Origin of the sequence: Modestobacter sp. DSM 44400 (assembly GCF_900107175.1) — a bacterium.
GTDB lineage: Bacteria > Actinomycetota > Actinomycetes > Mycobacteriales > Geodermatophilaceae > Modestobacter.
Genome location: NZ_FNOZ01000018.1, coordinates 56,286 through 73,785 on the forward strand (window position 1 = coordinate 56,286; position 17,500 = coordinate 73,785).

The following is a 17,500-nucleotide window of genomic DNA, read 5'->3' on the forward strand; positions in this document are numbered from 1 at the left end:
GCGCCCCGTCAACGCCGCGGCGGCTGCTCCGGCCCGTCCGCGCCGGTGGGCATCCCTGACACGTCGAGCCGGTCGAGCAGCCCGGTCAGCTCGAGTGGACCGGTGACGACCCGGCTGGTGGCCACGACCCGGACGTGCTTGCCGGCGGCCTCGGGGTGCTGGCCGAGCCAGACCAGCGCGGTGACCCCCGCCGAGCCGAAGAACGTGACCCCCGACAGGTCGAGGGTGAGCAGCCGGTCGGTCCGCCGCAGGGCCCGCAGCAGGGTGTTCTGGAGCAGCGGGTTGCTCGCGGCGTCGAGCATGCCCGTCACCGCCGCCACCACATGGCCGGGCTCCGGTCCCTTCGCCACGGTCACCTCGAAGGGTGCCGCGTCGCCGTCCGGTGCAGAACTGTCCGTGCTGATGAGTCCTCCCGTGCCGGCGGCCGCCCGCCCCGTCCCCGTCGTCGAGGGTGCCTGCTGGCCGGTCCAACGGGCACCCATGATCCCCGGCAGCCCTCCGCAGCGGGCTGCCGAGCGGGACGGTCCGTCACGACATCGTCGTGTTCGTGGACTGCCCCTTGTGAATCTTCTGTGGCACGGTGTCCTCCGGTCGCCAGGTGGCCGGTCGCCTCAGGGGTGGCCCGAGGCCGGGGACGGCCCGCGGCGTCCCCGCCCTGTGCGGGTAGTTCTGACAACCCGCACACCGGCAGGGATCCCCGGGGCGCCCGTGCGCCGCGGGACGAGTGCGCCCGGCGACCAGTTGGGTGCCCGGTCGCACGGACCGGGTGCTGGAGGAGAGGACGTGCGCCGATGTGGGACTACCTCGTCGACCGGCGTGGGCTGATCGCCTTCCAGGCGGTGCAACACGTCAGCCTGGTGGTCCAGTGCGTCGTGCTGGCCACCGGAATCGCGATCGGCGTCGCTGTGCTGTCCTACCGCAGCCCACGCATCTCCGGATTGGCCAACGGTCTCTCGGCGATCGGGCTGACCATCCCCTCGTTCGCCCTTCTTGGCCTGCTGCTGGCGCCCTTCGGTTTCGGCATCACCCCGGCGGTCATCGCGGTCGTCTTCTACGCGTCCCTGCCGATCCTGCGCAACGCCGTCGTGGGTCTGGCGGGCGTGGACCAGTCGTTGGTGGAGTCCGCCCGCGGGATCGGGATGAGCAGGCTGGCCACGCTGGTCCGGGTCGAGCTCCCGCTGGCCTGGCCGGTAGTCCTGGCCGGCGTGCGGGTGTCCACCCAGATGGTGATGGGCATCGCCGCCGTCGCCGCCTACGTGCTCGGGCCCGGCCTCGGCAGCCTGATCTTCTCCGGACTCTCCCGGCTGGGCGGCGCGAACGCGCTGAACGCCACGCTCGTCGGGACCATTGCGATCGTCCTGCTGGCCCTCGTCCTGGACGTGGTGCTCGTACTGGTCGGTCGGCTGACCACCTCGAAGGGCATCCGTGTCTGAGACCATCGCCGAACGCAGCGACGAGCGGCCGGGCAGTGGCCCGACCGCGGAGGCACGCCACGTCAGCGGGGTGTCGATCCGGCTGGACGGCGTCACCAAGCAGTACCCCGGACAGCGCACTCCCGCCGTCGATGCGGTGAGCCTGGAGATCCCGGCCGGGCAGATAGTGGTGTTCGTGGGGCCGTCCGGCTGCGGCAAGACGACGCTGCTGAAGATGCTCAATCGGCTCATCGAGCCCAGCGGCGGCACGATCTACCTCGGCGACGAGGACGTGACCGGGCAGAACGCCGACCAGCTGCGCCGCCGGATCGGGTACGTCATCCAGGCCGACGGGCTCTTTCCGCACATGACCGTGGGCACCAACGTCGGGCTGGTTCCGAAGATGCTCAAGTGGGGCAAGGAACGGGTCGCCGCCCGCGTCGACGAGCTGCTCGACCTCGTCGGCCTGGACCCGGAGACTTACCGGGACCGCTACCCGAAGGAGCTGTCCGGCGGGCAGCAGCGGCGGGTCGGCGTCGCCCGGGCCCTCGCCGCCGACCCGCCGGTGCTGCTCATGGACGAGCCGTTCGGCGCGGTCGACCCGATCACCCGGCAGCGGCTGCAGGACGAACTGCTGCGGATCCAGGAGGAGCTGGGGAAGACGATCGTCTTCGTCACCCACGACTTCGACGAGGCCGTCAAGCTCGGCGACCGGATCGTGGTCTTCGACGTCGGGGCCCGCGTGGTGCAGTACGACACACCCGAGGCCATCCTCGCCGACCCCGCCGAGGACTACGTCGCGGACTTCGTGGGCGCCGGCGCGACGCTCAAGCAGCTGACCCTCACCCGCGTCGGCGACGTGGAGCTGCGGCAGCCGCAGGTGGCCCGGGTCGGCGAGGACTCCGCGCCGGTCGTCCGCCGCGCGCAGGCGGCCGGTGACCAGTACGTGGTGGTGACCGACCGGCGCGGCCGGCCGATCAGCTGGCCGTCGCTGGCCGAGCTGTCGCGGACCTCGACCGTGCCCGACACCGTCGACGAGCACCTGCCGGTGGTCGGCCTGCACTCCACCCTCAACGACGCACTGGACACGATGCTCGCTGCCAGCCAGGGCGGCGTCGTCGTCACCGGCCGGGACGGCGTGGCCGGGGTGATGGTGGTGGAGACCGTGATGGCGGCCATCCAGCAGACCCGTGGCGAGGCCCAGGGATGACGGCGCCCATGCCCGCGGGGGCCCAGGCGTACCCGGAGACCGAGACCGACGACCCGCAGGCCGCGGTCCAGACCCGGAGCCGGGCCCGTTCGGCGTCCGGCCGCGGCGGATGGCGGGGCCTGCTGGTGCAGCCGGTCCTTATCGCGGCCGGCACGCTGGCCTTCGTGCTCTGGCGGGCCACCGCCGAGCTCAGCGACACCGAGACCCGTCAACTGGGCTGGAGCGCCCTCGGTCGCAACATCGTCGACCACCTGCAGCTGACCCTGGTGGCCGGCGTCCTGGTGCTGGCCATCGGCATCCCGCTCGGGGTGCTGCTCACCCGCGGTCCCTTCCGCCGCGCGACGCCGCTGGTGCTGGCGGTCGCCAACACCGGTCAGGCGGCGCCGGCGATCGGGCTGTTCGTGCTGCTGGCCACCTGGCTCGGCTTCGGCTTCGGCTTCCGCTCGGCGGTGGTCGCCCTCGTCCTCTACACGGTGCTCCCGGTGCTCCGGAACACCATGGTCGGCCTGGAGGGGGTCGACGCCCGGCTGGTCGAGGCCGGACGGGGGATGGGCATGAGCGCCCTCGCCGTCCTGTTCCGGGTCGAGCTGCCGCTGGCCGTGCCGGTGATGCTGGCCGGCGTGCGCACCGCGCTGGTGCTGCTGGTGGGCACCGCCACCCTCGCCACCTTCATCAGCGGCGGGGGCCTGGGACTTCTCATCACCACCGGGGTCAACCTGTCGCTGGACGCCCTGCTGGTCAGCGGCGCGGTCCTGGTGGCGTTGCTGGCCCTCGCGGTCGACTGGGTCGGCCGGGTCATCGAACACCTCGCCCGACCGAAGGGACTCTGAGTGCGTTCCACGAGCACCACGCTGGGCATCCTGACCGCCGCCACCGTGCTGCTCAGCGGCTGCGGGCCGCACGTTCTGCGTGGAGAGCGAGTTCGCCAGCCGCAACGACGGCTTCGTGCCGATGCTGGACGCCTACGGGCTGAAGCTGGGTGACCCACAGGGCGTGCCGCGGGACAACGTGCGCACGCTGGACACCGGGGCGGTGTACGAGGCCACCGACCAGGGCGCGTGCAACTTCGGCGAGGTGTTCACCACCGACGGCCGGATCGAGTCGCTGGACCTGACGGTGCTCGAGGACGACCGGGACTTCTTCCCGGCCTACAACGTCGCGCCGGTGGTCTACACGCAGACGCTGGAGGAGCACCCCGAGATCGCGGGCATCTTCAACCAGATCACCCCGTTGATCACCGACGACGTGATGCGCGACCTCAACGCGCGGGTGGACGTCGAGGGCGAGCAGCCGGCCGACGTCGCCTACGACTGGATGCGCAGCGAGGGCCTGGTCAGTTGAGGCGGTCAGTTGAGGAGCACGGTCAGTTGAGGAGCACGGTCAGTTGAGGAGCACGGTCAGTTGAGGAGCACGGTCAACTGAGGCCGGCGGCCAGCCGCTCCAGCCGGCTGACCAGGAACTCCACCGCCGCCGCGCTGTCCACGCCCTCGGCCACCGAGATCGCGGTGGGCGCGGTCGACACGGTGCGCCGGTCGACCAGGGTCTGCCCGCGCCCGGCGCCGTGCCCGGTGTCGACCACCACGTCGCGGCGGACGACGTCCAGGGTGCCGGGGACGATCGCCTCGGTCAGCGCCAGCGCGTCGTGCACCACCACGCCGTCGGTGCCGTAGCTGCTCCTGGCGTGGTCCAGGTACCGGGCCAGGACGGCGGCGGCCTGGGCGCCGACCGGGCCGGCGGCGGCGAAGCGGGCGATGCCGTCCTCGGGGAGCACCGTGGGCAGCGTGACGTCCAGGCCGACCATCACCGTGGGCAGCCCGGCGCGGAACACCACGGCGGCGGCCTCGGGGTCGGCCCAGACGTTGAACTCGGCGGCAGCGGTGACGTTGCCACCGCGGGTCGCCGACCCGCCCATGACCACCAGCCGGCCGATCCGGGCTGCGGCGTCCGGGTACACCGACATGAGCAGCGCGATGTTGGTCAGCGGCCCGATCGCGGCCACCGTGACCGGCTCCGCGCTGAGGAACAGCAACTCGGCCAGCGCGGCTACCGCCGGCCGGGGGTCCACCGCGGCCGGCGACGGCGGCAGCACGACGCCGCCCAGCCCGGCCGCTCCGTGCACGTGCCCGGCGCGCTCCAGCTGGGGGTGGACCAGCGAGGACCGCGCCCCTCCCGCCACCGGGACGTCGCTGCGCCCGGCGAGGTGCAGCACCCGCAGCGCGTTCTCCGTGGTCTGCGCCAGCTCGACGTTGCCGTGCACCGTCGTCACCAGCCGCAGGTCGACCTCCGGGCTGGCCAGCGCCAGCAGGATCGCCAGGGCGTCGTCGATGCCCGGGTCGGTGTCGATCACCAGCGGGATGGGGGTCCGGGCCACCCGGTCATCCCACCAGACGCCCGCGACACGCCGGCGTGTCGTCGGGGCGGCCGAGGTGACCGGCGCCGTCCTGCCGGGCTGACCTGGCCTTTCCCGTCAGGGTGTCGACAAGTGACCGGCCGGGGAGGCGGTCAGCGGGCCCCGCGGGAGGTCTGCGCAACGGTTCGGTCACGCGCCCGCCGCGGGGTGTCCGGATCGGGGGTCGCGGAGCCCCGCCGTCCGTAACTTCTTCCTTGCCCGCGGTCCCTTCCCCGGCCGCGGCAACTCTTCCCAGGAGGGAGCACGACATGGCGATCCACCCCGCCCCACTCGACAGCGCTGTCGGCCCCCTGGTGCACCCCGCTCCCCGGTCGGCCCGGACGCGCAGCGCCGCGCGGTCCGCCGGACTGTGGGGCGCCGGCCCCGACGGCGAGCGGCTGGCCCGGGGCGGCGCGCCCCGCGTGCACCGGCTGGGCACCCCCGGCGCGCAGGTTTGGCACCGCGCCCCGGAACCCGAGCGCGAGACCCCGGCGCCCGCCGCCCGCCCGGTCCCGGCCCGGCCGGTGACGGCGCATCCGGGATCGAGGGCCGTCGAGAGCTTCCTCGCGCGGGCCACCGACCTGCTCGCCGACCTGCGCTCCCACCCGCTGCCCGCGCTGCGGCGCCGGTCGCCCGTGCGGACCCTGCTGGCCCGGGTACGCACCGCGGTGCGGTCCGCCGGCTCGTGGGGCGCCGGACCCCGCGGCGAGCGGCTGGCGTGGAACCGGCCGGTGGCCCCGCGCGCGTACCGGCTCGTCGTCCCCGAGCTGCGCCATCGCGTGCCGGACGTCGACGCCCCGGTGCCGATGCGGGAGCTGCCCAGCACGCCGACGGCGCCCCCGCAGCCCCGCCGGACGACGTTCCGGAGTGCGCCAGGCCCCGCAGTCCTTAGGGTGACTACGTGTTCACCACGCGCCCGGAACTTGCCGGCACATTCGGGATGGTCGCCTCGACGCACTGGCTCGCCAGCGCCGCAGGGATGGCGACCCTCGAGGTCGGCGGGAACGCCTTCGACGCCCTGGTCGCTGCGGGCCTCACCCTGCAGGTCGTCGAGCCCCATCTCAACGGCCCGGGCGGCGAGGTCCCGATCCTCTTCGCGCGGGGAGGGCAGGGGCCAGGCGCGGGGAGACCCACTGTCCTGTCCGGTCAGGGGGTCGCCCCGGCCGGCGCGACGATCGAGGCCTACACCGACCTCGGTCTCGGGCTGGTCCCCGGCACCGGTCTGCTGGCAGCCACCGTCCCCGGCGCTCTGGGCGCCTGGCTGACGCTGCTGCGCGACCACGGCACCCTGCCGCTGGACGCCGTCCTGCGCTTCGCCCTCGAGTACGCAGAGTCCGGTCACCCGCTCGTCCCGCGGGTGGCTGCGACCGTGGCCTCGGTCTCCGAGCACTTCCGCACCCATTGGCCTACCTCGGCCGCCACCTGGCTCGCCCCCGACGGAGCACCCCCCACCGCCGGCCGCCTGTTCCGCAACCCGATCCTCGCCTCGACCTACCGCCGACTGCTCGACGCAGCGCGCGGTCCCTCCCGAGAGGCACAGATCGATGCGGCACTGGCGGCCTGGTACACGGGGTTCGTCGCGGAAGCGATCGACGAGTTCTGCCGGTACCCGACGATGGACGACTCCGGTCGTCAGCACCGCGGGTTTCTGACCGGTCAGGACTTGGCCAGCTGGACGGCGACGTACGAGCCGCCGGTCACATTGGACTGGCAGGGGTGGACGCTCGCGAAGGCCGGGCCATGGTCGCAGGGCCCTGCGCTGCTCCAGGCGCTGGCGCTGCTGGACGGTCTCCCGGCAGCAGGTCCCGACGCTCGGTACGCCTCCGCCGTCCCCGACGCTGAGCTGGTCCACGCCAGCGTCGAGGCGGTGAAGCTGGCGATGGCCGACCGCGAGGCCTGGTACGGGGACGTGGCCGAGGTGCCGGTGGAGGACCTGTTGTCCGCGCAGTACACGCACGACCGGCGGGCGCTCATCAGCGACCGGGCCAGCAGGGAACTGCGGCCCGGCTCGCCCGGTGGGCGCCCGCCGCGGCTGCCCCGCCACGTGGCGGACACCGCGGCGGGCATCCGGCGCTCGGTCGGCGAGATCGCCGGCGTCGGCGAGCCGACCGTCGACACCCGCGGCACGACCCGCGGCGACACCTGCCACGTCGACGTCGTCGACCGCTGGGGCAACATCGTCTCGGCCACACCGTCGGGGGGCTGGCTGCAGAGCTCGCCGATCATCCCCTCGCTGGGCTTCCCGCTAGGCACCCGGGCACAGATGTTCTGGCTGGAGCCCGGCCTGCCCAACTCCCTCGCCCCCCGCAAGCGGCCGCGCACCACCCTTACGCCGTCACTGGCCTCGCGCGGCGGCGTCCCCACGCTCGCCTTCGGCACCCCCGGCGGTGACCAGCAGGAGCAGTGGCAGCTGTGCTTCTGGCTGGCCCACACCCTGGGCGGCCTGGACCTGCAGGCGGCCATCGACGCGCCGGCCTGGCACACCACGGCCTTCCCGTCGTCGTTCTACCCCCGCGACATGACTCCGGGTGAAGTTCTCGTGGAGTCCCGGCTCGGCGAGGCGGTGATCGCCGACCTGCGCGGCCGCGGCCACGACGTCACGGTCTCCGACGCGTGGTCGCTGGGCCGGCTGTCGGCGGTGTCGCGCGACCCGGAGACCGGCATCCTGCGGGCCGGGGCCAACCCGCGGGGCATGCAGGGGTACGCCGTCGGGCGCTGAGCCCGTCCCGGTGGCCCCGGTTCAGCCGGGGCTCTCCTCCTCGGCCAGCTCCTGCGGGATCACCGCCGCGAGGGACCGCTGGACCACCAGCACCAGGCTGCCGGCCGCGAGCAGATCCGTGCCGGTGTACCGCCGGTGCCGGTGGACTGCGGCGAGCAGGTCGTCCACCGCCGTGTAGGCCGACCGGGTCACGTCCGGATCGGCGAGGGCGTCGTCCACCGACCGCAGCACGGCGGCCAGCCGGCGCAGCGCGACGGCGGCCGGCGGGCGCAGCCCGGGTCCGAGTGCGACGTGGTCGACGTCCCGCTCGGCCACCTCGTTCTCGATGACCAGCTGGGTGAGCTCCTCGACGAGGAAGGCCAGGCTTCCGAGCGCGCGGGCCTGCTCGTACTGCCGCTCGGCACTCTGCCGGTAGTGGCGCGCCCGTCGGTTGCCCCGGCGCGCCTGCTCGGCCAGTTCCACCGCCGAGCGCATCTGGGCCAGCACCGGGTCGATGGGGCGCATCCCGTCGTGCCACTCGGTCTGCGACGGAGGACCCGCTCGCTCCAGACCGCCGGCCAGCATGTCCAGCTGCTCGGCCAGGAGGTCCCGCAGGCGGCTGAGCTCGACCTGCGCGGCGGCCAGCGGCAGCGGCGGGAACGCCGCGGTCACGGCCAGTCCCACTGCTGCGCCCAACAGGGTGAGGCCGGCATAGCCCATGACGTAGCCGACTGGATCACTGCTGCCGATGATCAGCGTGAACAGCGCCGCCGTCGGTACCCAGCTGGCCGAGCTGCCCAGCCGCGACCAGCCGGCGAGCAGCACACCGGCGGCTACGACGAATGCGATGGTGACCAGGTTCGGGGCGGCGAGCGCGTCCACCAGCAGAGCCAGCCCGGCGCCGAGCAAGATCGCGGCGACCGTCTGCAGGGCTTCCTTCGCCGAGCCGGCGAGCGAGGTCGACGTCGCGATCACCGCGCCCAGCGGGGCGTAGTACGGGTACTCCCCGGCCGGACCGGGGACGACGAGCGCGATCGCCCAGGCGATCGCGGCGGCCAGCGCCGCCTTGAGGGCCAGCGCCCACCGAGGATGCCGGGCCCAGGTACGCAACAGCGTGCCGCGCCGGCGACGGTCGTGCTGCGGCTCCACCGGCTCATCCTGCGTCCTCGGCCCGCGCCCGGCTCGGCCCGCTGGTCGACGGCAGGACAGGTCGCGGGGGCAGGCGACTCTCCCACCGGGCATGATCAGGAGGAAGAACGCGGGACGGGGAGCAGACCTACGCCCGCGCCGACCGATCGGAAGCGGGGGACGGGTGATGTCGCCGCTGGATCGGGACCGGGTCGTTGCTGCCCACCGGGTCGCGCTGTCGTCGGTCGGCTCGCGGGGCCTGCAGCGGCTCACCGACCTCACCGTCCGGCTGCTCGATGCGCCGTCGGCCGGGGTGTCCGTGGTGGACGACGTGCAGACCGTGATCGGCGTGACCGGGTGGTCGGCCGGGACGGTCGGAACGAAGATCCCGTTCGCCCAGTCCCTGGGCAGCGTCGTCGTGGCGCATCGCGAGCCGTTGGTGCTCGGCGACGCCCGGACCGATCCGCGGACGAGTGGCCTACCGCGGGTCCGCAGCGGCGAGATCGTCGCTTACCTGGGAGTGCCGTTGGTCCAGCCGGGCCGCGGGCACGTCGTCGGGGTGCTGGCCGTGTTCGGCCCCCAGCCCCGCGCCTGGACCGACAGCGACGTCGCCCTGCTCGCCCAACTGGCCGAGTCGGTGTCCACCGAGCTGGAGCTCACGGCCGTCACGACCGAGCTGGAGGCCGCCCGGCTGCGCTGGGGGCTGGCGATCGACTCCGCCGGGATCGGCAGCTTCGACTGGGACCTCGTCACCGGCGCGCTGTCCTGGGACGACCGCCTGGTGGAGCTGTTCGGCTACGAGCGGGCCGATCTCTCCGGGACCCTCGACGACTTCATGACCCGGCTGCACCCCGGCGACCTCGAGCGGGTCTCGGCGGCCCTGCAGTCGGCCCTCGACAGCTGCGGGATTTTCCAGGAGGAGTACCGCGTGGTGCTGCCCGGCGGCGACCTCCGCTGGGTGCAGAGCCGTGGCCGGGCGTTCGCCGGTGCGGGCGGGAACGCCGTCCGGTTCCTCGGTGCCGCCTACGACACGACCCGTTCCCGCCACTCCGACGCCCAGGTCGCCCGGGTGCTCGAGTCGATGCCCGCAGCCTTCTTTTCCCTCGGCCGCGACTGGAACTTCACCTACGTCAACGTCGAGGCCGAGAAGCTGCTGGGGGCCGACCGTGACCAGCTGCTCGGCCGCACGATCTGGGAGCTGTTCCCCGCCGCGCTGGACAGCACGTTCGAGGTCGAGTACCGCGGTGCGATGGCGTCCGGCGAGCCGACGGTGTTCCAGGCGTACTACCCGCCGCCGCTGGACAGCTGGTACGAGGTCCGGGTCTGGCCGACCTCCGAGGGGTTGTCGGTCTACTTCCTCGACATCACCGAACGGCGGGCGGCGGACGAGCGGGCCCGGCGCAGCACCGAGCGGCTGGCCCTCATCGCCGAGGTCACGGCGGGCTTCTCGACCAGCCTGGACGGCGGCCGCCAGGGGCTGCAGGCGCTGGCCACCCTGGCCCGCGCCGTCGTCCCGGTGCTCGGCGACTGGGCGATCGTCAGCGTGATCGAGGAGGACGGGCGGCTGCGGGATGTCGCCAGCTGGCACTGGGACCCCGACGTCCGGGACGCCGCGGCGCGCTATGCGCAGCTGCGGCTGGCGGCGCTCACCTCCACCGCGCCGCTCGTGGCCGCACTGAGGACCGGGGAGGTGATGACGGTCGCGGACGTCCCCGACGCGGTCGGGCGCACCCTGCCGCCGGGCGAGGTGCGGACCGTCTTCGACCGGCTGGCGCCGCAGACGGCCGTCGCACTGCCGTTGAGTGCGCGCGGTCACATCGTGGGGGCGCTGACCGTGTACCGGTCCGCCGACCGGCCCGCCGCAGACGCCGAGGACGTCGCCACGCTGCGCGAGATCGCCGACCGGGCGGCGCTCGCGCTGGACAACCTGCAGCTGTACGAGCAGCAGCGGGGGATGGCCGCGGAACTGCAGCGCAGCCTGCTCACCGACCCGGTGCAGCCCGACCACGCCGAGATCGCCGTCCGGTACTCGCCGGCCCAGCGGGCCGCCCAGGTCGGCGGCGACTGGTATGACGCGTTCCTCCAGCCCGACGGCGCCACGATGCTGGTGATCGGCGACGTGGTGGGGCACGACACGGTCGCCGCGGCTGCCATGGGGCAGCTGCGCGGGCTGCTGCGCGGCATCGCCTTCCGCGGCGGCGCGGGGCCGGCGGAGGTGCTCGGTGACCTGGACCGGGCCGTGCACGGCCTGCAGGTGCACACCCTGGCGACCGCGGCGATCGCCCGCTTCGAGGCCGACGACGAGGAACGTCGGCGGGGGCAGACGCGGCTGCGCTGGTCCAGCGCCGGCCACCCGCCGCTGATGGTGCTCGACCCCGACGGCGCCGTGTCGGTGCTCGCGTCGGAGCGGGCGGACCTGCTGCTCGGTGTCGACCCCTCGGCCCCGCGGCGGGAGCACGAACTGGTGCTCTCCCGCGGCAGCACCGTGCTGCTCTACACCGACGGCCTGGTCGAGGGCCGCGACGAGGAACTGGACGCCGGGATCGAGCGGCTGCGCGGCCTGTTCGCGGAGCTGGGTCCGCGGACCCTCGGAGAGCTGTGCGACGGCCTGGTCACCCGGCTCCGGCCGGCCGGGTCGGAGGACGACGTGGCGCTGGTGGCGATCCGGCTCCACCCGGAGGACCGCCCACGGCCGCCCGAGGCGGGCCCGCGGAGCGTTCCGCCCGGGCAGTGAGTCAGCGGCGGGGCAGCAGCGCCCAGACGCTCTTGGCGGCATCGTCGGAGTGCCAGCCGTGCGCGTCGGCCATCTCTGCGATCAGGTAGAGGCCCAGGCCGCCCAGGCTGGGGTCGCGGCCGACGGCCGGCTGTGGTGGCTGGGCGGAGGCCTGGTCGCAGACCTCGACGAGCCAGGCCCGGTCGGTGCGCTTGACCTGAGCGGTGACCCCGCCACCGCCGTGTCGCAACGCGTTGGAGGCCATCTCGTCGAAGGCGAGCACCACGGCCTCGTCGAGCTCGGCGCCCTTCGGGTCGACGGAGGAGGCCGCGGCCAGTCCGCGGCGCAGCTGAGCCCGGACGGCGGGGAGCTGGGAGACGTGGGAGAGGTCCCACCGCCAGGCCTCCTCGGCCTCGGGAGGAGCGGCGGAAGGCCACTGGAGCGGGGCCCTCTCCTCGGTCACCGGGCCTCCTTGCCGACACCCGTCAGCGGCGTGCCCGTGGGTGCTGCCGCGTTGACGTGTGACCTCGCACGCTCGGTCACACGGTCTCCTCGCACTCGAGCCGTCGAGGTCCAACGGCGACCTGCTGTGTTGGCACGGCCGGGCGTCTTGAAACCCGCAGCCCGGTGTGATTCAGGACACAGGGTCGTCAACGACCGTTCCCACAGCGTCTCATCCGGCGGCCCGCTCCACGAGGGCGGACACGGTGTTCCAGTTCCGCGCGGTCCCGGACACCCCGAGCAGCCGGTCCCACCGCCACAACCCCACCGGTGTCGCCAACACGCCGTCGGGCAGCCACAGGTAGAGCTCGCGGCCGAGCAGGCGGTAGTTCCCGTCGCCGGGACCCGGCTCGGGGAGCGCGGCCACCAGACCCGGGCCCGGCTCGGCGGTCAGGAAGGTGACCAGGTGGCGGGCGGGGTCGGTCCAGGTGCCGGCCAGCGGGTCGGCGGCGAGCACCGCGGCCAGCTCCGACGCGGTACGGACGACGACGGCCACGTCGAAGCCGAACTCGCCCCGGAGCGCCGCCTCGACGTCGGCGGTCAGCTCGGCGGCGCCCCGGTCGGTGTCGAGCAGGACGTTCCCGCTCTGCAGGTGGGTGCGCACGCCGTCGTACCCGCGGGCGGTGAGGAGCTGGCGCAGGGATGCCATGCCCACCCGCTTGGCGCGCCCGACGTTGATGCCACGCAGCAGCACCACGTACCGGGTCACAGCCGAGCACCGTAGGGCATCGGTCACCGCGCCGTCCGCCTCCGACCGGTCCTCAGCCGGGACACCTAAGGTGCGCGGCGATGACCGCCGCCCCGCTGCTGGACGCCGCCGAGCTCTCGGTCGGCTACGGCGAGCTCCCCGTCTGCGCCCCGGTGACCGTCGCGGTCGCCGCCGGGACCGCCCTCGGCGTGGTCGGCCCCAACGGGGCCGGCAAGTCCACGGTGTTGCAGACGCTGGTCGGCCTGCTTCCCCCGCTGAGCGGCACGGTGCGGTTCGAGGGGCGGGACGTCGACGAGCGCGAGGCCCCCTTCCGCCGGGCCGTCGCCACGGTGCTGGACGACGACGCCTTCTTCCCCTCCCTCACCGGTGTCGAGCACCTGCTGCTCACCGCCCGAGGGCACGGTGTCGCGGACCCGGAGCAGGCGGTGGCGGCGGAGATCGAGGCCTTCGGGATGGCCGAGCGGGCCGGTGCTCTGCCCTCGGCGCTCTCGTCGGGACAGCGGCGCCGGCTGGCGCTTGCCGCCGCGCTGGTGCGGCCGTTCCGGCTGCTGGTGCTCGACGAGCCGGAACGTCGGCTGGACGCCCAGATGCGCCGGCGGCTGGCCGCCCGGCTGAGCGCCGTGGTCGCCGAGGGCGCCACCGTGATCTTCGCCAGCCACGATCCGGACTTCCTGGGCGCCCTGGCCACCCGGGTGCTGATCGTGGACGACGACGCCTGCCGGGTGGTCCGGCCGGCTGAGGCCGTCGCCGCGCTGCACGAGGGCTGAGCTGTCCGTGACGTCTCTGACCGCGGACCTCTCCGCCGAACTGGACGGCGCCGGCGTCCGGCGGTTCACCCGTCGGGCCACGGCCGCCCGGGCCGACACCGGCCTGCTGACCCAGGTCGGCGACCTGGTCTCCGCGCTGACCTCGGTCGCGATCATGGTCGCCGTGCTGGCCGGGGTGCTCGCGCGCCTGCGCGAGCGGATCGCCGCCCGGCCTCCGGTCGAGGCGGCCGTGCTGCCCGGCGCGGCAACCGCCGTCGTGGTCGCGCTGGTGCTGGCCGGCGGTGTGGTCGGGTTGCTGGCCCGGCTCGGCCCGGTGAGCGCGACTCCGGCGACGGCGGCCTGGTGGCTGCCGCTGCCGGCCGGGCGGCGCGGGCTGCTGCGGGGAGAGCTGCGCCGGGTCGGGCTGCTGGCCGTCGTGGCGGCGGTCGCCGTCGCGCTGCCGGTGCTGCTGGCCGGTCCGGCCGCGCCCACGACGTCCGGGGTGCTGCTCGAGCTGGCCGTCGCCGCGCTGCTCGCCGCCGCCGTCGTCGGCGGGCTCGCCGTCCTGCAGTCGTCCGGGCGCACCCGGTGGATGGGCACGGTCGCGGGCGGGGTCGCCGCGGTGGCGGTCGTCGTCCCCGCGGTCGGCGCCTCGGTGGCCGCCGCACTGGGCCGGGAGCTGGCGGACGGAACCGTCCTCCCCACACTGCCGAGGATCGGGACGGCGGCGCTGCTCGCCGGGACGGCGGTGCTCGCCGCCGTCGCCCTCGTCGTCGCCGACCGCCGGCTGGGGCGCCTGCCGGCCGGGGCGCTGCGGAACCGCGGGGAGACCGCGCAGTACGCCTCGGCGTCGGCGGTCTCGCTGGACACGCGGGAGCTGGGCCGGGCGCTGGGCACTGTCGTCCGGGCGCCGCGGCGGCCACGCACCTGGGGCTGGGTGACCAGCCCGGAGCGGGCGGTGGTGGCCGCCGACCTGGCCGTGCTGACCCGTTCGCCGTGGCGGTGGGGTCAGCTGGCGGTGGGTGCCGCGCTGCCGGTGCTGGCGGCCCGTACCCGCGGGCTGGGCGAGCTGCCGCCGCTGGTGGCCGTCGCCGCGGCGCTGGGCTGGGGGCTGGCCGCCGTGGCGGTGGGCGAGCCGAGCCGGCGGGGGCACGCCTCCCCGGCTGCCGACCGGGCGCTGCCGCTGGCGGAGAAGGCGGTGGTCCGGGCTCGCGCGGTGGTGCCGGTCGCGGTGCTGGTGGTCGTGTGCGGGGTGTCGGCGCTGCTGGTCGGACAGGGCGCCGGCAGCGCGTGGAGCTGGCTGGCGCTCGGGATCGCCGTCGCGCCGGCGTGGGCGGGTGCGGCGGTGCGCGGCGGCTACCGACCGGAGCTGGACTGGTCGGGGTCGGTGGTGTCCTCGCCCCTGGGGCCGCTGCCCAGCGGGGTGGGGGCGACGCTGGTCCGCGGTCCGGACCTGGGCGTGCTGGGCACCGTGCCGTTCGCCGTCGCCCTGCTGCTGGGTGAGGCCCCACCGGTGCTCGTTGCGGCGCAGCTGGCCTGGTCGCTGGCGATCGCGGCCCTGGCGGTGGAGACCGCCCGCCGGAAGGCGTGAGGCGGCGGCTGGTCGAGGTCATCCCCGTCTGACGACCTGCTGGCATCCGGACGCCGAACGTCCGCATCAGGCCCTACCGTGCCGCCATGACCGACAGCGACCAGCCGTGGGAACCGCCCCTCGCCGGCACCGAGGCCGAGCACGTGACCGGTGCGCTCGACCGGCTGCGCACCACCTTCCGCTGGAAGGTCGACGACCTCGATGCGGTCGGGCTGCGGGCCCGGATCGGCGTCTCCACGCTCGCCCTCGGCGGCCTGCTCAAGCACCTCGCCCTCGTGGAGGACGAGGTCTCCACCGCCCGGCTGAGCGGGGCGCCGATGGGTGCACCGTGGGATGCCATGGCGGGCGCCGGCGGTGGCGACTGGGCGTTCACCTCCGCCGCCGACGACACCCCCGAGCAGCTGTACGCGCTCTGGGACGGCGCGGTCGCCCGGTCCCGCGCGCGGCTCGACGCCGCCATGGCCGACGGCGGGCTCGACCAGCTCGTCCACCTCTCCGGGCCGGACGGTCGCCACGCGAGCCTGCGCCGGCTGGTCTGCGACCTGATCGAGGAGTACGGCCGGCACACCGGGCACGCCGACCTGCTCCGCGAGGCGGTGGACGGACGGGTCGGTGAGGACCCGCCGTCCGGCTGGCGGCCGCTGGGCAACCGCCCGCCGGTGGCGACTGATGGGTGATCCTGGGAGGGACCTCGAGGTCACCGGCGACGTCTGGCACTGGCGGGGCCCGGCGCCGTTCTTCTTCGTTACGGTGCCGGCCGACGAGAGCCAGCACCTGCACGCGGTGTCCACGGCGGTGACCTACGGCTGGGGGATGATTCCGGTCCGGGCGCGCATCGGGGCGACCGAGTGGACGACCTCGCTGTTCCCCAAGGACGGGCTCTACCTGGTGCCGGTGAAGGACGCCGTCCGCCGGGCCGAGGAGCTGGACGAGGGCGACACCGTCACGGTGCGGCTGACCGTGGCCGGCGGGGCCTGAGGGAGTTCAGCGCAGCGCGGCCAGGTACGCCGCGACCAGCCGCGGCTCCCGCATCACCGGCCCCATGACCGCCACTCCGTACGCACCCGCGGCCCGGCAGGCGGTCACGTCGTCCGGACGCACCCCGCCCAGCGCGTAGACCGGTGGCCCGGCCCGCCCGGCCAGCAGCGCGGCCAGGCCGGCCGGGCCCAGCGCCGGCCCGTACCCGGGCTTGGACGGTGTCCCGGCGAACGGGGACAGCATCACCCAGTCGCAGCCCTCCGCCCGAGCCCGGTCCAGCTCCGCGGCGGAGTGGCACGACCGGCCCATCAGCCCCGGCCGCACCGACGGGAACGGATCGGCCGCGGCCAGGTGGACGGCGGGGGCGGGCGAGGCGCCGGCCCGCACCAGCAGCCCGCCCACCGGCGCCAGGACGGCGGCGAGCTGCTCGGCCAGCTCGTCGCGCGCGGCGGCGGGCAGGTCCTTCTCCCGCAGCACGACCGCGCGGGCGCCGGCGTCCACCGCCGAGCGCACGGCCGAGACCAGCTGCCCGGCGCACTGCGTGCGGTCGGTGAGCACCAGCAGCCGGGGGACCCCGCTCACAGGTCGGGCAGCCCCGCCATGCTCGTGGAGGCCTCGGCGTGCCAGCGGCGCGGGATCCGGCCGGCACCCCGGGCCAGCCGGCCGCCTTCGACGGCCTGGCGCATGGCCAGGGCCATCTGGACCGGCTCGCGGGCGCGGGTGACCGCCGAGGCCAGCAGCACCGCGTCGCAGCCGAGCTCCATCGCCAACGCGGCGTCCGAGGCGGTGCCGATGCCGGCGTCGAGCACCACCGGCACGCTCACCTGCTCGCGAAGCAGGGCGATGTTGTGGGGGTTGCGGATGCCCAGCCCGCTGCCGATCGGCGAGCCCAGCGGCATGACCGCGGCGCATCCGGCGTCGGCCAGCCGGCGGCCAAGGATCGGGTCGTCGGTGGTGTACGGAAGTACGGTGAAGCCGTCGGCGACCAGCTGCTCGGCGGCGTCGAGCAGCTCCACCGCGTCGGGCAGCAGCGTGCGGTCGTCGCCGATGACCTCGAGTTTCACCCAGTCGGTTCCGAACGCCTCGCGGGACAGCTGGGCGGTGAGCACAGCCTCCCGGGCGGTCTGGCAGCCGGCCGTGTTGGGCAGCAGCCGGACGCCGCAGCGGCTGAGCACCTCCATCATCGAGCTGCCCGCGGCGGCCTCGACCCGGCGCAGCGCCACGGTGACCAGCTGGGTGCCCGAGGCGCGCACCACTTCCTCCAGCACCTCGAGACTGGGCAGCCCGCCGGTGCCGAGAACCAGCCGGGAGGTGAACGTCTCCCCGCCCAGGACGAACGGGTCGGCCGCCTCCTCGTGCGGGCCCCCTTGCAGGGGCCCGCTGCGAGCTTGCGAGCGGTGGGGGGCAAGGGGGCCCTTCAACATC

17 protein-coding genes are annotated in these 17,500 nt (G+C 74.8%); 10 read left to right on the top strand and 7 right to left on the bottom strand.

Translation table 11 applies throughout. From position 1 onward, the window contains the following. Positions 1-8 precede the first annotated feature (8 nt). A complete protein-coding gene (locus tag BLW04_RS12910) occupies positions 9-350 on the bottom strand; it encodes an STAS domain-containing protein (RefSeq protein WP_175484034.1) in 342 nt (113 codons plus the stop codon). 441 nt (positions 351-791) lie between these two features. Here BLW04_RS12910 and BLW04_RS12915 point away from each other — a divergent pair, with 441 nt between their 5' ends. The 4 genes from BLW04_RS12915 (at position 792) to BLW04_RS12930 (ending at position 3,963) form a co-directional block, all read left to right on the top strand. Further along, complete coding sequence (locus BLW04_RS12915; protein ID WP_091541488.1) at positions 792-1,433, top strand: ABC transporter permease; 642 nt, start codon at positions 792-794, stop codon at positions 1,431-1,433. After that, positions 1,426-2,622, top strand: coding sequence for an ABC transporter ATP-binding protein (locus BLW04_RS12920; RefSeq protein ID WP_091541492.1), 1,197 nt, complete (start codon positions 1,426-1,428; stop codon positions 2,620-2,622). Before BLW04_RS12915 ends, BLW04_RS12920 begins: the two co-directional genes overlap by 8 nt. Next, on the top strand, positions 2,619-3,452 hold the full coding sequence (locus tag BLW04_RS12925) for an ABC transporter permease (protein WP_091541495.1): 834 nt from the start codon (positions 2,619-2,621) through the stop codon (positions 3,450-3,452). The genes BLW04_RS12920 and BLW04_RS12925 overlap by 4 nt, the downstream gene beginning before the upstream one ends. Positions 3,453-3,531: 79 nt before the next feature. Beyond that, positions 3,532-3,963, top strand: coding sequence for a glycine betaine ABC transporter substrate-binding protein (locus tag BLW04_RS12930; RefSeq protein WP_091541499.1), 432 nt, complete (start codon positions 3,532-3,534; stop codon positions 3,961-3,963). 73 nt (positions 3,964-4,036) lie between these two features. Here BLW04_RS12930 and BLW04_RS12935 read toward each other — a convergent pair whose 3' ends face one another. Then, entirely contained in the window at positions 4,037-4,993 is a 957-nt protein-coding gene (locus BLW04_RS12935; protein ID WP_091541502.1) for a nucleoside hydrolase, read from the bottom strand. Between the two features lie 919 nt (positions 4,994-5,912). Between BLW04_RS12935 and BLW04_RS12940 the strand changes: the two genes are divergently transcribed. Beyond that, positions 5,913-7,730, top strand: coding sequence for a gamma-glutamyltransferase family protein (locus tag BLW04_RS12940; RefSeq protein WP_091541506.1), 1,818 nt, complete (start codon positions 5,913-5,915; stop codon positions 7,728-7,730). Positions 7,731-7,751: 21 nt separating this feature from the next. Here BLW04_RS12940 and BLW04_RS12945 read toward each other — a convergent pair whose 3' ends face one another. Continuing rightward, positions 7,752-8,858, bottom strand: coding sequence for an aromatic acid exporter family protein (locus BLW04_RS12945; RefSeq protein WP_091541510.1), 1,107 nt, complete (start codon positions 8,856-8,858; stop codon positions 7,752-7,754). A gap of 166 nt (positions 8,859-9,024) precedes the next feature. Between BLW04_RS12945 and BLW04_RS12950 the strand changes: the two genes are divergently transcribed. Next, the gene (locus BLW04_RS12950; protein ID WP_091541513.1) at positions 9,025-11,571 is read left to right on the top strand and encodes a SpoIIE family protein phosphatase; all 2,547 of its coding nucleotides are present in this window, start codon (positions 9,025-9,027) and stop codon (positions 11,569-11,571) included. Between the two features lies 1 nt (position 11,572). Here the strand turns inward: BLW04_RS12950 and BLW04_RS12955 are convergent, their stop codons facing one another. Together BLW04_RS12955 and BLW04_RS12960 are read right to left on the bottom strand one after the other, a co-directional pair. After that, a complete protein-coding gene (locus BLW04_RS12955; RefSeq protein WP_091541516.1) occupies positions 11,573-12,013 on the bottom strand; it encodes an ATP-binding protein in 441 nt (146 codons plus the stop codon). A gap of 210 nt (positions 12,014-12,223) precedes the next feature. Continuing rightward, the gene (locus BLW04_RS12960; RefSeq protein WP_091541518.1) at positions 12,224-12,760 is read right to left on the bottom strand and encodes a DUF1697 domain-containing protein; all 537 of its coding nucleotides are present in this window, start codon (positions 12,758-12,760) and stop codon (positions 12,224-12,226) included. Between the two features lie 80 nt (positions 12,761-12,840). Between BLW04_RS12960 and BLW04_RS12965 the strand changes: the two genes are divergently transcribed. From BLW04_RS12965 to BLW04_RS12980, 4 genes are all read left to right on the top strand, one after another. Next, positions 12,841-13,527, top strand: a complete 687-nt coding sequence (locus BLW04_RS12965) for an ABC transporter ATP-binding protein (RefSeq protein WP_091541521.1) — start codon at positions 12,841-12,843, stop codon at positions 13,525-13,527. A gap of 7 nt (positions 13,528-13,534) precedes the next feature. Next, a complete protein-coding gene (locus tag BLW04_RS12970; RefSeq protein ID WP_091541524.1) occupies positions 13,535-15,097 on the top strand; it encodes a DUF6297 family protein in 1,563 nt (520 codons plus the stop codon). A gap of 86 nt (positions 15,098-15,183) precedes the next feature. Further along, positions 15,184-15,774 carry a mycothiol transferase gene (locus BLW04_RS12975; protein WP_091541528.1) on the top strand — a complete coding sequence of 197 codons (591 nt, stop codon included), beginning with the start codon at positions 15,184-15,186 and terminating at the stop codon, positions 15,772-15,774. Then, positions 15,767-16,075, top strand: coding sequence for a DUF1905 domain-containing protein (locus BLW04_RS12980; protein WP_091541532.1), 309 nt, complete (start codon positions 15,767-15,769; stop codon positions 16,073-16,075). The genes BLW04_RS12975 and BLW04_RS12980 overlap by 8 nt, the downstream gene beginning before the upstream one ends. Positions 16,076-16,081: 6 nt before the next feature. Here BLW04_RS12980 and BLW04_RS12985 read toward each other — a convergent pair whose 3' ends face one another. Both BLW04_RS12985 and BLW04_RS12990 read right to left on the bottom strand, forming a co-directional pair. Beyond that, positions 16,082-16,657, bottom strand: coding sequence for a thiamine phosphate synthase (locus tag BLW04_RS12985; RefSeq protein WP_091541536.1), 576 nt, complete (start codon positions 16,655-16,657; stop codon positions 16,082-16,084). After that, positions 16,654-17,499, bottom strand: coding sequence for a thiazole synthase (locus BLW04_RS12990; RefSeq protein WP_091541539.1), 846 nt, complete (start codon positions 17,497-17,499; stop codon positions 16,654-16,656). The genes BLW04_RS12985 and BLW04_RS12990 overlap by 4 nt, the downstream gene beginning before the upstream one ends. Position 17,500 lies beyond the last annotated feature (1 nt).